Raw genomic sequence first — 12,544 nt, 5'->3', positions numbered from 1 at the left:
GGCTTCATTCTCCCGACCCGCGTGACAGCCAGCGCCTGCGTCTTTCGCGCTGTTCGGCGAGCTCGGCCTCGTCCCAGTAGCCGATCAGCACGCCGGGCTCGATCAACGGATCGAAGTGCCGCAGCTTGTCGTCGTTTCCCGTCAGCCATTCCTCGGCGGCGGTGATGCGGTTGTTGGGCAGCGCCAGCCAGCGGAACAGCGCCTGCCGTAGTCGTTCGATGTCGGCCGCCGCCGATGCTTCGGTGCCGAGATCGCGCAGTTCGTCCGGATCGCCGTTCAGATCGAAGAACATCGGCGCCAGGCCCTCGCCATGGACCAGTTTGAAGCGGCCGTCGGTGATCATGTAGAGCTTGCAGTCGGCGACCGGCATAACGAGCTTCAGCCGCGCGGCATCGCCGCCATAGTCGTACTCGCTCACCGCGTGGCGCCGCCAGTTCACGTCCTGGCCGGCCAGCAGCGGCGCCAGCGACCGGCCCTCGAGAACGTGCGGCTTCGCCTTGCCGCCGAAGAAGTCGAGGAAGGTGGGCGCGAGGTCGATCATCTCCACCAGCGCCTCCGACGTCGTGCCGCGCGTCGCGTCGGCCTGCCGGCGCGGATCGCAGACGATCATCGGCACCTTGGCCGCGACGTCGTGGAACAGGTATTTTTCGCCCAGCCAATGGTCGCCGAGATAGTCGCCGTGGTCGGAGGTGAACACGATCATCGTGTTGTCGAACAGGCCGCGCTGTTCCATGAACCCGAACAATCCGCCCAACTGATCGTCGATCTGTCTGATCAAACCCATATAGCAGGGAACGACCGTTTCGCGGACCTCGTCGCGGGAGAAGTTCCTGGAATAGCGCTCCTGCTGGAAGGCTTCGAAGATCGGGTGGGGCGAGACGCGTTCTGCTTCGCTGCGCACGACCGGCTTTATGTCGGCCTTGCCGTACATGTCGTGATAGGGCGCCGGCACGATGTAGGGCCAGTGCGGCTTGATGTAGGAGAGATGCGCGCACCAGCCTTCGCCCTTTGCCTCGGCCTCCTCGATGAAGCGCATGGCGCGGCGCGTCATGTAGGGCGTTTCCGAATACTCCTCGGGAATGCGCGCCGGCTTGTCGGCATGGACGAGCAGCCAGCCGTTGAAATTCTCGCCGTTCTCGCCTTCACCGGAATTGGCCCAGTGCTCCCACGGATTGGCGGCGTCGAAGCCGTGCTCGCGCAGATATTGGTCGTAGGCCGGGTCGGGATCGTAGGCGGACGACGGATGCAACCCGTCGTCGCGCTCGAACGGTTCGAAGCCGCATTCGGCGACGCGCACGCCTATGATGGACGTCTTGTCGATGCCGAGGCGCTCCATGCCTTCCTCGTCGGCCCTCATATGCGTCTTGCCGATCAGCGCGCAGCGCACGCCGATCTCGCGCAGATGCTCGCCGAGCGTAGGCTCGCCGACCCTGAGCGGCACGCCGTTAAGCGTCGATCCGTGCGAGCGGACATAGCGGCCTGTATAGGCACTCATGCGCGAGGGCCCGCACACGGTCGATTGCACATAGGCGTTGGTGAAGCGCACGCCGCGGCTGGCCAGCCGGTCGATATTCGGCGTGTGCAGGGTCTGGTGTCCGGCGCAGCTCAAATAGTCGAAGCGCAGCTGGTCGCACATGATGAAAAGGACGTTGCGGCGGTCTGTCATTGGTCGTCCGTCATTGTGGTTCGCGCAAGACCGGTGTGCCAGAACGGCCGATGTCCTACAACGATGCCTCAAAATATCATTTTACCCAACCAGATGCCTCATGCACTGTGGGAGCCGGGAGGGTCGAAATCGTGCCGTTCGTCACCATTGGCGGCCTTGCGCTGCACCACCGCTATGTCGAGGCGACCGGCACCGCGCGGCCGGTGATCTTCATCAATTCGCTGGGTACCGATTTGCGCATCTGGGACGATGTCATCTCGCAATTAAGCGGTGACATGCCTCTGCTGGTCTACGACAAGCGCGGCCACGGACTTTCCGATATCGGCAGCGGCATCCGGTCGATCGATGATCATGTCGACGATCTCCTGGGCCTCATCGATCATTTCGATCTCGGCAGGGTCGTGCTGTTCGGCCTGTCGGTCGGTGGCTTGATCGCGCAGCGGCTCTATACCCGTCATCCCAGCTGCGTTGAGGCTCTGATCCTGTCCGACACGGCGCACAAGATCGGCACGGACGAGAGCTGGAATAAGCGTATCGCCACCGTCGAGCGCGACGGGATCGAGGCGATAGCCGACGGTGTGATGGAAGCATGGTTCACGCCCGGCTTCCATGCCGCGCGTGCGGCCGACCTTGCCGGTTGCCGCAATATGCTGACCAGGCAGGCGCTGCCGGGTTACATCGGGACATGCATGGCGGTCCGCGACGCCGACCTCACCGAGGCCGCGCGGCGTATCGCGGTGCCGACACTTTGCATGGTCGGCGACCAGGACGGCTCGACACCGCCCGATCTCGTCCGCTCGCTGGCAGCGCTGATCCCCGGCGCCCGCTTTGAAATCATTCCTAATGCCGGCCATATTCCCTGCATCGAACAGCCGGAGGCGGTGGTCGCGCTGATCCGCGATTTTGTCGCGTCGCCTCCTCCGGGGCAGAAACCTTTGAGCGCGGCTACCCCTTGATCGCCGAGCCGACGATGGAATCGACGAAAAAGCGCTGCAGCAGGACGAAGAGGATGAGCGGCGGCAGCACGGCAAGCGTCGCGCCGGCCATCACCAACCCGGTGTTGACGGCGCCTCTGTTGTAACTCAACAGCCGGCTGAGGCTGATGACGATCGGATAGGCGTCGGCGTTGCCTTGCAGCACGGTCAGCGGCCACAGATAGCTGTTCCAGTGATAGACGAAGGCAAACAGCGCCAATGCCGCGATCGCCGGCGCCACGCTGGGCGCCACGATCTTGAACAGGATCAGCAGTTCGGAGGCGCCGTCCATGCGCGCAGCGTCGATCAGATCGTCAGGCACGCTTGCAATGAACTGGCGCATCAGGAAGATACCGAAGGCATTGGCGAGGTTGGGCACGATGATGCCGGCGAGGCTGGCATTAAGGCCGATCGAGCCGACGAGGCGATAGAGCGGGATCAGCGTCACGATCGGCGGCAGGAACATGGTCGCGATCAGCACCGAGAACAAAAGCGAGCGGCCGGGGAAGTGGTATTTGGCGAAGGCGTAGCCGGCCATCATGCTGGTGATGAGGATACCGGCTGTGGTGATCGAGGCGATGACCAGGGAATTCCACATAGAACGGCCGACATTGACCACGCCCGAAACTTTCCCGTAGGCGTCGAGGCTCGGCGTGTGCGGGATCCACACCGGCGGCACCTGCATGCTCTCGGCCGGAGTCTTGAGACTGGACAGAACCATCCAAACCAGCGGAAAGGCCGACGCCACGGCCACGAGCAGCATGAGCGTGGCCAGCAGCGCCTTGCGGCCGGCGGGGCGTCTGCGCGGCAACCGGCTCGACGATCCCGCGCTCATTCCTGATCCTTCCGGTTGGCAAAGGCGAACAGAGCGCAGACCACGACGATCAGCGACAGCATCAGCATGACGGCCATGGCCGAACCCAGTCCGCCCTGCGCGCGCTCGATGCCGACGCGGCGTATGTGATAGGTCAAGACATTGGTCGAGCCGACCGGCCCGCCCTGCGTGATCAGCGCCACCGGCTCGAACACCTGCACGGCGTTGATGATGGCGATCACCGCGCTGAACAGGAGTGTGCGCCGCAGCAACGGCAAGGTGATGAAGCGGAACTGCTCGAACCGGTTGGCGCCGTCGAGTTTTGCCGCCTCGTAGAGGCTGCCGGAAATCTGGGTCAGCCCCGCAATCGCCAGCACCGTGAAATAGCCGACCTGCTGCCACACATTGAGCAGGACGATCGAGATCAGCGCCGAGCGCGGGGACGACAGAAAGGGCTGCGGGCCGACGCCGATCAGGCCGAGCATCTGATTCAGCGGCCCTTCACCAGGCGAATAGAGTTTCGACCACACCAGCGCCACCGCGATCATCGGTACCATATAGGTGGAAAACAGCACGGTCCGCAGCGCCGTGCCGCCGCCAACATCGTGCTGGTGGACCATCAGCCCGAAGGCGACCGAGAGCGGCAGGATGAGGATGACGGAAAGCGCGGTGTAGATGGAGGTGTTGATCAACGCGCCCTTGAAGTCGCGTCCGACCGAGGTCGGCCCGAAAATCTCGCGAAAATTGTCGAGGCCGATGAAGCTGGCGCTGGAAAAGGGCGTCTGCGTCGACCAGTCCTGGAAGGACAGCCAGAGCGTGAGCAGCATCGGCAACAGGATGAAGATGCCGATCAGCGTCACGGCGGGCGCCAGCATGATGCCCGCCGAGGCACGGTACCTGTTGATCATGGTTCAGTCTACTTGGCGGCGCGCTCCAGGATCGAGGCGGCGTCCGCTTGCGCCGTCGCCTGCGCATCCTTGGCCGAGACCTGGCCATACTGCAACGCCTCCAGCGTCTGCTGCAGAGATTCCGAGAACTCCTGTCCGCCCGGCACGACCGGGAAGGGCTTGGCGTCGGCCAGCACGCTGACATAGCCCGACAGGAATTCCGAGCCGAGCTTGTCCTTGTGGGCCTCGATATCGGAGCTGCGCGAGGGCAGGATGCCCATCGACATCAATATGTCGGACATCGCCGAGGCGCCGTTCTTGCCGGATTTCGGATTGTTGAGCCAGGCCAGGAATTCCCATGCGGCCTTCTGCTCGGCCTGGCCGGCATTGCCGTTGACCACCGTCATCCAGGAATAGGAGATCGAATGCGGCTTGTCGCCGCTCGGGCCGACGGGGATTGGTGCGGTGGCGATATCCGCGAACCTGTCGCCCATGCCTGCCTTCAGCGCGCTTTCCCACCAATTGGCCATGATGATCATGCCGGTCTTGCCGGAGACGAAATTGTCGAGGAAGGGGCCGGTGGTGTTGGCGTCTGCCGTCGCCATGGCCGGCACGCTGGCGCCCGATTTGATGAGCTCCTCATAGAGCTGGAAGGTCTGCGCGGCCTGCGGAGTGTCCAGCGCCGGCTTGCCGTCCTTGACCAGGTCGCCGCCATTGGAGACCAGCAGCGAGGCGAAGGGGTGGACGACGCCCGCCGCCCAGGAATTGATCATGCCGAAACCCTGCTGGCCGGCATCCTTGTTGGTCAGCTTCTTCGCCGCATCCTTGAACGCGTCCCAGGTCTTCGGCGCAGCAGTAATGCCGGCCTGCTTGAACAGTGCCTTGTTGTAGTTCAGCGCGTAGACGTCGATCTCGTTGGGAATGCCGTAGAGCTTGCCGCCGACCGACGCGGCGCTCACCACGCCAGCGGGCCATGCTCCCTTGACCTCTTCGGCGACAGGGTCGGGGGCGGGCGCGACGAGCTTGTCGCGGGCGAACTCAGGCAACCAGAGATCGTAGATGCCGCCGATCGTGGGACCGTCCGCGCCGCCGCCCTGGGAGCGCAGCGTGGTCAGGAGATCGCCGAAGGGAACGGCGCGCACGGTGACGCTGACATCTGGATTTGTCTTCGCATAGTCCTTGGCCGCCGCTTCCAGCAATGCGACCGTCTCCGGCGACCAATGGGTGAGATAGGAGATGTTGACCGACTGCGCCCAGCCGCTGGCGGGCAGGATGGCCAGGCTCGCGGCCAGAGCCAGTTTCGAAGTCCAGGCAAGAGACATCCTCATCCTCCCTCAGGCTAGCGATCACGATGACGTTATGACAACATGAAGCATTGGCGCAAGGGCCCGATTGCGAAAAAGCTGCGCATGGCGCTGTCCCTGATTTCTCTGCTGTCCGTTCACATACGAAATTTACGGTGGAAATACAGTTAGCTGTGAAGGAATCATGGTTGATTGGCTTAGCCCAGCCGTTCCCGGAGGGAGTGTCAGACCTCTTGCGGAGGCTGCTATGTCGTTATAATGACTTTCCTGAGGAATGACTCTCCGCGGCGTCGATAGGGCCGCGGGACGCCAAGGACAGATAAAAATGGGAGACTGGCAATGAGCATGCTTTCAATTCACCGACGCGCAGCCCTTGGCCTGATCGGCGGCCTTGCCGCCTGCGCTGGCCTGTTCACCAGCCTGCCGGCGCGGGCCGACAGCACGGTGACGCTGTGGAGCTGGCGCACCGAGGACGAAGCCGCGATGCGCCGCATCTTCGATGCCTTCGAGGCCAAGAACCCAGGCATCAAGGTCAACATCCAGTTCACGCCGGATGCCGACTACCAGAACCGCCTGAGCACGGCGTTGCGTGGCGGGCGCGGGCCCGACATCGCCCAGCTCAAGGCCTATGGCGAATTGCAGCCTTTCGTCGAGGCGGGCTATCTCGACGCGCTCGACGAGAGCGTGCCGGAACTGAAGAGCATGCCGGACGCAGCCCTTGGCGGCGCGCGTGGGCGCTCCGACGGCAAGCTCTACGGCGTGCCCTATTCGGTGCCGATGATGGGCGTCTTCTACAACAAGGATATCTTTGCCGCGCAGGGCATCGAGGTCCCCAAGACCTACAAGGATTTCGTCGCCGCCTGCGACAAGCTGAAGGCGGCCGGCATCACGCCGATCGCCACCGGCGGCGCCAACGGCTCGGCGTGGGAACTGGAGATCGGCGTCGGCGTCATCGGCCCGACCGTCTACGGCCCCGGCTTTTACGACGAGATGATGACCGGCAAGGCGACCTTCGAGGATCCGCGCTATGTCGCGGCGCTGAAGCGCTTCGCCGAGCTGAAGCCTTATTTCCCCGACGGCTTCGCCGGGATCGACTACACCACCGCCACCCAGCAGTTCATTGGTGGCAAGGCCGCGATGTTCCTTGGCGGTTCGTTCGAGAATGGCAGCTTCAAATCGCAGAACCCGAAGCTGAAATTCTCGATCTTCCCGTTCCCCGCTGACGATGCGGGAGCAAAGCTCTACACCTCGGCCTTCTCGGACGGCTCCTACGGCCTGGTCTCCGAAAGCGCCAACAAGGAAGCCGCGATCAAGGTGCTGGACTTCATGGCTTCGGCCGAATTCGCGCAGATGTTCGCCGACGAACTCGGCTGGCCGCCGGCCCGCACGGATGTCACGGTGAAGGACCCGGTATTGGCCGAAATGATGGAGATGTCGAAGAACTCGACGCCTTACCTGACGCTGGTCGGGTTCCGCTGGCAGTCGCCGACCGCCTCTTCCGTCCTGCAAGCGGAGATCATCGATATGGTCGAAGGCAACATCGCACCGGAGAAGCTGGCGGCCGACATGCAGGCCGCCGTCGCCACCTGGTTCAAGCCGAAGCAGTAAGGAGCCGGGCCGGCCGCAATGCGGCCGGCCTCCCACCGGGCAAGCCACGCATGATCGATCGTCGCCGCAAAAGCAGCCTGAAGCGAACGCAGCAGCGCATGGCCGTGCTTTTCATCCTGCCGGCGCTGGCCGTCTACGCCCTGTTCGTCCTCTATCCCTTGGCGATGTCGCTGTGGGGCAGCTTCTTCATCTGGAAGGGGCTGCGCATCACCGAGTTCGCCGGCCTGTCGAATTTTTCGCGCCTGTTCGTTTTCCCCAGTAGCGCCAGGCTCTACGGCGCGCTCTGGCACAACACCGCCTGGTTCTTCGGCATCATGGTCTTCCAGAACGGCATCGGACTGCTGTTCGCCTGGCTGCTGTTCCTGCGTGATCGAGGTGCGGCCTTCTTCCAGTCGGTTTTTTTCTTCCCCGCGGTGCTGAGCCCGGTCATCGTCGGTGCGCTGTGGCGCCTGCTCCTGGCGCCGGGCGGCGTGGTCGAATGGGCGCTGAACGGGCTTGGCCTGCACCAGGGCAGCCTGACCGTGCTTGGCAACAGCCACACCGCGCTGGCCATGCTGGTCGCCGTCGACGCCTGGAACTGGATGGGCCTGCCGGTGCTGATCTACACGGCGGGCCTGCGGCAGATTTCGGGCCAGATCTTTGAGGCGGCGAAACTCGACGGCGCCGGCAATGCGCGCATGCTGTTCTCCGTCGCGCTGCCCTTGCTGATGCCGGCGCTGGGCACGCTGACGACTTTGTCCTTCATCAACACCTTCAACCAGTTCGACATCGTCTATGTGATGCAAGGCGTACAGGGCAATCCGAGCTATTCGACCGACACGCTGGTGACCTATTTCTACAGGCTGGCGTTCGGCGCGGAGGGCGCCGTCGGCATCACCGATATCGGGCTTGCTTTGGCGTTGGGCACCATGCTGTTCCTCATCCTCAGCGTCGGCACGCTGTTGATGCTGCGCTTCTTCGACCGCCGCACGGTGCAGCTATGAGCACGCTGGCCATCTCAGGCAGTCCCCTGATCTCGCGCCGGCTTTCGCGGCTGCCCGGTTGGACGGTGCTTGCCGTATGGACGGCGGCCGTGCTGCTGCCGCTCTACATCCTCGTCGTCTCCTGCTTCAAGTCGACGGCCGAAATCTACGACAACCGGCTCGGCCTGCCGACAAGCTGGGCCTTCGACAATTTCGTCAACGCGTGGACACGTGCCGACCTCGGCCACAATTTCATCAACAGCCTGATCGTCACCGCCGGGGCGGTCATCCTCACCATCGTCGTCTCGGCCATGGCCGCCTATCCGCTCAGCCGTTACCGGCTGAGCTGGAACGCCATCATGCTCGGCCTGTTCCTGTCCGGCATCATGCTGCCGATAAGGCTCGCCTCGGTCGAGCTGTTCACGCTGATGCGCAATCTCGGCCTGCTGGATTCCCTGACCGGACTGATCCTCGTCTATTCGGCGATCCGCATTCCCTTCGCCGTCTTCATCTTCGCCAATTTCATGCGCGTCCTGCCCTCCGAACTCGACGAGGCGGCACGCATGGACGGCGCCGGCGAGGTCCGCATCCTGTTCCAGATCATCCTGCCGATGGTGAAGCCGGCGGTGTCGATCGTCGCCATCTTCACGGCGATCGCCGTGTGGAACGACTTCTTCTTCCCGCTGATCTTCATCTTCGACGACCGCTACAAGACCGTGCCGCTGGCCATCAGCGTCTTCGTCGGCCAGTACCGCACCGATTGGGGCCTGGTGTTCGCCTCGCTGGCGATCTCCATGGCGCCGATCCTGATCATGTATTGTCTGCTCGCCCGCCAGATTCGAGAGGGCGTAGGCGCCGGGGGAGGCATGAAATGATCGAGGACAGGATCTATGACGCCAAATCCATCCTCGTCGTCGGTGCGCATGCCTTCGATGCCGAGGTGATCGCCGGACCGCTGGCGGCGGCCGCCGTAATGAGGGGCGCCACGGTGACGTTCCTGCACCTGAGCATGGGCGAGCAGGGCCATCCGTGCCTGATCCCCGAGCATTATTGCGCCCAGAAGGAAGAGGAAGCGGGCAGGGCCGCCGCTCGCCTCGGCGTCGCCATACGCAATCTTGGCCTGCATGACGCCTTCCTGCCTTCCGACGACGAGACGGCGCTGAAACTGTGCGATGTCATTCGCGAGCTGAAGCCGGAAGTGGTCATAACCCATTGGCACGGCAGCTGGCACAAGGACCATCGCGCCGCAGCCAAGCTGACGCAGACCGGCATCTTCTTCGCCGCCCTTCCGACTGTTGCGCGCGACCATGCCGCCTTTACGCCGGGCTTGCTGCTGTTCGGCGAGAACTGGGAGGACGATGACGGTTTCCGCCCCGAGCACCTGGTCGACGTCAGCGACGGCTTCGAGGCGTGGAGCGAGGCGGTGCATGAATACGAGCTGGCGCGGGGCCTGAGCAGCTTCCCCTATGTCGATTACTACAGCGCGCTCTACCGTCTGCGCGGCTGCCTGCGCGGCACGCGCCATGCGCAGGCCTTCGCGGCGGCCTCGCATTCCTGGAACGCCGGCAGCGGTCTGTTCGCGCCACCGGCTGCCGGAGGGCGCCGATGACGCGGGTTCTGGCCATCGATCTCGGCGGCACCAATCTGCGCGCCGCCGTCCAGTCCGGCAATGTCAGCGCGCTGGAGAGGCCGAGCCGCGAACCGGCGCCGGCAAGCCTTGATGCCTTCGTCGCCCGTATCACGGCGCTTTGCGCCGAGGCTGGCGCGGTCAAGGCGTTGGGCCTGGCGGTGCCAGGTCTCGTCGAGGGGTCAGTCTGCCGCTGGATCCCGAATCTCCCTTGGCTCGACGGTGTCGACATCGCGGCGCTGTTCCCGCGGTTGCGCGTCGCCGTTGGCAACGACGCGCAGATCGCCCTGCTGGCGGAAGCCGTTGAAGGCAGCGCGAAAGGCATGTCGGATGCGATCCTGCTGGCAATCGGCACGGGCATAGGCTCGGCGGTGCTCGCCAACCACCGCATCGTCGCCGGCACGCATGGCGGCGCCTGCTCGTTCGGCTGGGCCTGCGCCGACATCAAGGACCATGGCGAGGAGCGCAGCGGCTGGCTGGAGCGCGTTGCATCGGGCCGCGCGCTTGATGCGCTTGCCGGCCAGGTCGGCCTTGCCAGCGGCCGCCAGCTGATCGCGGCTGCCCAGGCGGGCGAACTCGCGGCACAGACCCTGCTCGAGTTGCCGGCGCGCCGGCTGGGCACCGCGCTTGCCGGCGCCGTCGCGCTGCTCGACCCCCAGGTGATCCTGGTTTCCGGCGGCCTTGCCGATGCGCTTGACGTCATCGGACCGCCGCTGCTTGCCGCGCTGCGGCGCCAACTGCCGCCGCATCTCCGCGGCATTTCTCTCAAGGCTGGCGCGTTCGGCCCCGGCGCCGGCCTGGTCGGTGCGGCAGTGGCCGGACAGGCCGGAAGCGGGTGGAGACAGATCCGATGAGTGAAGCCAGTTTTCAGCAGCCGGATCGCAGAAGGCCCGAGCCGCTCTGGTATCAGGTCGAGGAGGCCATCCGCGCCATCGTCAAGAGCGGCGAATGGGCGACGGGCGACCAGATCCCGGCCGAAGACCGGCTGGGCGCGCTTTTCGGGGTCAGCCGCATCACGCTGCGCCACGCTTTGCGCAATCTGGAGGAAAGCGGATTGCTGCGCCGCGAACACGGACGCGGCACCTTCGTGCGCTCCACCACGCTCGTCGCCGGCACCCGCGAACTGACGAGCTTCACCCAGGAGATGGGCAATATCGGCGTCGTTGCCGGCTCGCGCCTGCTCGATTGCAGCCTCACCATCGCCAATGCGGCGGCGGCCGGCGCGCTGGAGATTGAGGAGGGTGACCCGGTGGTGCGCATCCGGCGGCTGCGGCTCGGCAACAACGAACCGATCGGCATCCAGACGGCGCAGCTCTCAGCCGCACGTGTGCCGGGCTTCCTCGACGCCGGCCTGCTGCAGGGATCGCTGTACGAGGCGCTGGAGCGCCACTACGGCATCGTGCCGGTGGCGGCGCGCGAGAATTATCGCGTCGGCGCGGTTGGCGCGGCGGATGCCGAGCTGCTCGATCTGCCGGTCGGCAGTCCGGCTTTCGTGGTCGAGCGTATCGCCACCGACGAGCGCGGTCCGTTCGAGTTCACCGTCTCCATCATGCGCGGCGACCGCTACGAGATACGCTCGACGCTGCGCGCCGGGCGCGTCCCGTCAAATCCGCGAAGCTGATCCATCATCACCCAAGCAGACACTTAACAGGAGTACCCACGTGTCCGACCTCTACATTCACCGTCTCGCCGCCCTCATCGACCAGGCAGCGAAAACCAATGAAGCGGCCTTTGGCCAGGCAGCCAGCCGCTTTGCCGACTCGCTTGAAGGCGGCGGTCTGATCCATCTCTACGGTTCAGGCCATTCGGTGCTGCCGGTGCAGGAAGTGTTTCCGCGTTACGGCAGCTATGTCGGTTTCAACCCGCTGACGGACCCGCGCGTGATGTGGCACAATGTGCTCGGCGCCGGCGGCGTGCGTGAGCTGCTGTGGCTGGAGCGCACCGAGAAATACGCCGAAAAATTCCTGGATCATCAGCCGCTCAACAAGGGTGACTCCATCATCATCTTCGGCCACAGCGGCCGCAACTCTTCCGGCATCGATACGGCGCTCTATGCCAGGAAGCGCGGCATCTTCGTCGTTGCGGTCACCAGCAAGAACAATCTCGACAAGCCCGCGACGCACTCCTCCGGCAAGCGACTGGCCGACGCGGCCGATCTCGTCATCGACACCTGCTCTCCGATCGAGGATGCGATCGTGCCGGTCGAGGGCTGGAGCCGTCCGGTGTCGGGCTCGTCGACCGTGCTCGCCATGATCCTGGCGCATGAGCTGGTCGCGCGTACCGCCGAGCAGCTCGCCAAGCGCGGCATCGAACTGCCGGTCTTCGCCTCGCCGACGATCGCGGGCGTGACCCTGCACGACACCGATGTCATCTACGGCGTCTACCGCGAACGCATGCTGGAAGCGCAGAAAAAGCACCTGCCGGCCTTCCAGGCGACGATGCGGGGCGAATGATGTTCGGGGGCGGGAGGCGTCGCGGACGCCTCCCGCCCATGGATGCGCCCAATGCGAACTTATCATCGTCGATGCAAGACCCGGGCCTATCCCCTTGGCTTCCTTCCGAAGCTCCAGTGTTGCTTTGAAAGCGTAAATAAATAATTTGACGCGCGTAATGACTCTGCGATCTATTGGGAACCGTTAAAACTTGACTGGACAAGTTCGGTCGAGCATTGCTGCTTCCAGGCAACGGCCGCGTGACTGGTG

Annotated in this window: 12 protein-coding genes; 8 read left to right on the top strand and 4 right to left on the bottom strand. The window is 64.3% G+C overall.

All coding sequences use genetic code 11. The annotated features are described in order from the left end of the window. Positions 1-4: 4 nt before the first annotated feature. Entirely contained in the window at positions 5-1,666 is a 1,662-nt protein-coding gene (locus FJ986_RS16990; RefSeq protein WP_140675141.1) for a sulfatase-like hydrolase/transferase, read from the bottom strand. A 131-nt stretch (positions 1,667-1,797) separates the two neighbouring features. Between FJ986_RS16990 and pcaD the strand changes: the two genes are divergently transcribed. Further along, entirely contained in the window at positions 1,798-2,622 is an 825-nt protein-coding gene (pcaD, locus tag FJ986_RS16985) for a 3-oxoadipate enol-lactonase (RefSeq protein WP_140520927.1), read from the top strand. On the opposite strand, the gene FJ986_RS16980 is transcribed toward pcaD, so the two are convergent. The 3 genes from FJ986_RS16980 to FJ986_RS16970 are packed head-to-tail and all read right to left on the bottom strand — an operon-like array spanning position 2,612 to position 5,663. Continuing rightward, positions 2,612-3,475, bottom strand: coding sequence for a carbohydrate ABC transporter permease (locus FJ986_RS16980; protein WP_140497680.1), 864 nt, complete (start codon positions 3,473-3,475; stop codon positions 2,612-2,614). The two genes, pcaD and FJ986_RS16980, sit on opposite strands and share 11 nt — an antisense overlap. Next, positions 3,472-4,362 carry a sugar ABC transporter permease gene (locus tag FJ986_RS16975; RefSeq protein ID WP_140675138.1) on the bottom strand — a complete coding sequence of 297 codons (891 nt, stop codon included), beginning with the start codon at positions 4,360-4,362 and terminating at the stop codon, positions 3,472-3,474. The genes FJ986_RS16980 and FJ986_RS16975 overlap by 4 nt, the downstream gene beginning before the upstream one ends. A gap of 8 nt (positions 4,363-4,370) precedes the next feature. Continuing rightward, positions 4,371-5,663, bottom strand: coding sequence for a sugar ABC transporter substrate-binding protein (locus FJ986_RS16970; RefSeq protein WP_140675135.1), 1,293 nt, complete (start codon positions 5,661-5,663; stop codon positions 4,371-4,373). Between the two features lie 321 nt (positions 5,664-5,984). Between FJ986_RS16970 and FJ986_RS16965 the strand changes: the two genes are divergently transcribed. The 7 genes from FJ986_RS16965 to FJ986_RS16935 are packed head-to-tail and all read left to right on the top strand — an operon-like array spanning position 5,985 to position 12,295. Continuing rightward, complete coding sequence (locus FJ986_RS16965; protein WP_140514572.1) at positions 5,985-7,253, top strand: extracellular solute-binding protein; 1,269 nt, start codon at positions 5,985-5,987, stop codon at positions 7,251-7,253. A gap of 50 nt (positions 7,254-7,303) precedes the next feature. After that, positions 7,304-8,236, top strand: a complete 933-nt coding sequence (locus FJ986_RS16960) for a sugar ABC transporter permease (RefSeq protein WP_140514575.1) — start codon at positions 7,304-7,306, stop codon at positions 8,234-8,236. Then, complete coding sequence (locus tag FJ986_RS16955; RefSeq protein WP_140675132.1) at positions 8,233-9,090, top strand: carbohydrate ABC transporter permease; 858 nt, start codon at positions 8,233-8,235, stop codon at positions 9,088-9,090. The genes FJ986_RS16960 and FJ986_RS16955 overlap by 4 nt, the downstream gene beginning before the upstream one ends. Beyond that, a complete protein-coding gene (locus FJ986_RS16950) occupies positions 9,087-9,824 on the top strand; it encodes a PIG-L family deacetylase (RefSeq protein WP_140555546.1) in 738 nt (245 codons plus the stop codon). The genes FJ986_RS16955 and FJ986_RS16950 overlap by 4 nt, the downstream gene beginning before the upstream one ends. Continuing rightward, entirely contained in the window at positions 9,821-10,696 is an 876-nt protein-coding gene (locus FJ986_RS16945) for an ROK family protein (RefSeq protein ID WP_140520923.1), read from the top strand. Before FJ986_RS16950 ends, FJ986_RS16945 begins: the two co-directional genes overlap by 4 nt. Then, positions 10,693-11,463, top strand: a complete 771-nt coding sequence (locus FJ986_RS16940; protein WP_140520922.1) for a GntR family transcriptional regulator — start codon at positions 10,693-10,695, stop codon at positions 11,461-11,463. The genes FJ986_RS16945 and FJ986_RS16940 overlap by 4 nt, the downstream gene beginning before the upstream one ends. A gap of 40 nt (positions 11,464-11,503) precedes the next feature. Next, positions 11,504-12,295 (top strand): SIS domain-containing protein, encoded by a 792-nt coding sequence (locus tag FJ986_RS16935; protein ID WP_140497698.1) that lies wholly within the window; start codon positions 11,504-11,506, stop codon positions 12,293-12,295. Positions 12,296-12,544 lie beyond the last annotated feature (249 nt).

Source organism: Mesorhizobium sp. B1-1-1 (assembly GCF_006442955.1).
Classification (GTDB): domain Bacteria; phylum Pseudomonadota; class Alphaproteobacteria; order Rhizobiales; family Rhizobiaceae; genus Mesorhizobium.
This window is presented reverse-complemented; position numbering and strand designations above follow the sequence as displayed.

Bases quoted from the DNA above. Each gene is read 5' to 3' on its own strand.
- FJ986_RS16940 (WP_140520922.1), top strand. From the start codon at position 10,693: ATGAGTGAAGCCAGTTTTCAGCAGCCGGATCGCAGAAGGCCCGAGCCG.
- FJ986_RS16980 (WP_140497680.1), bottom strand. From the start codon at position 3,475: ATGAGCGCGGGATCGTCGAGCCGGTTGCCGCGCAGACGCCCCGCCGGC.
- FJ986_RS16965 (WP_140514572.1), top strand. From the start codon at position 5,985: ATGAGCATGCTTTCAATTCACCGACGCGCAGCCCTTGGCCTGATCGGC.
- FJ986_RS16945 (WP_140520923.1), top strand. From the start codon at position 9,821: ATGACGCGGGTTCTGGCCATCGATCTCGGCGGCACCAATCTGCGCGCC.
- FJ986_RS16975 (WP_140675138.1), bottom strand. From the start codon at position 4,362: ATGATCAACAGGTACCGTGCCTCGGCGGGCATCATGCTGGCGCCCGCC.
- FJ986_RS16950 (WP_140555546.1), top strand. From the start codon at position 9,087: ATGATCGAGGACAGGATCTATGACGCCAAATCCATCCTCGTCGTCGGT.
- FJ986_RS16990 (WP_140675141.1), bottom strand. From the start codon at position 1,666: ATGACAGACCGCCGCAACGTCCTTTTCATCATGTGCGACCAGCTGCGC.
- FJ986_RS16955 (WP_140675132.1), top strand. From the start codon at position 8,233: ATGAGCACGCTGGCCATCTCAGGCAGTCCCCTGATCTCGCGCCGGCTT.
- FJ986_RS16960 (WP_140514575.1), top strand. From the start codon at position 7,304: ATGATCGATCGTCGCCGCAAAAGCAGCCTGAAGCGAACGCAGCAGCGC.
- FJ986_RS16970 (WP_140675135.1), bottom strand. From the start codon at position 5,663: ATGTCTCTTGCCTGGACTTCGAAACTGGCTCTGGCCGCGAGCCTGGCC.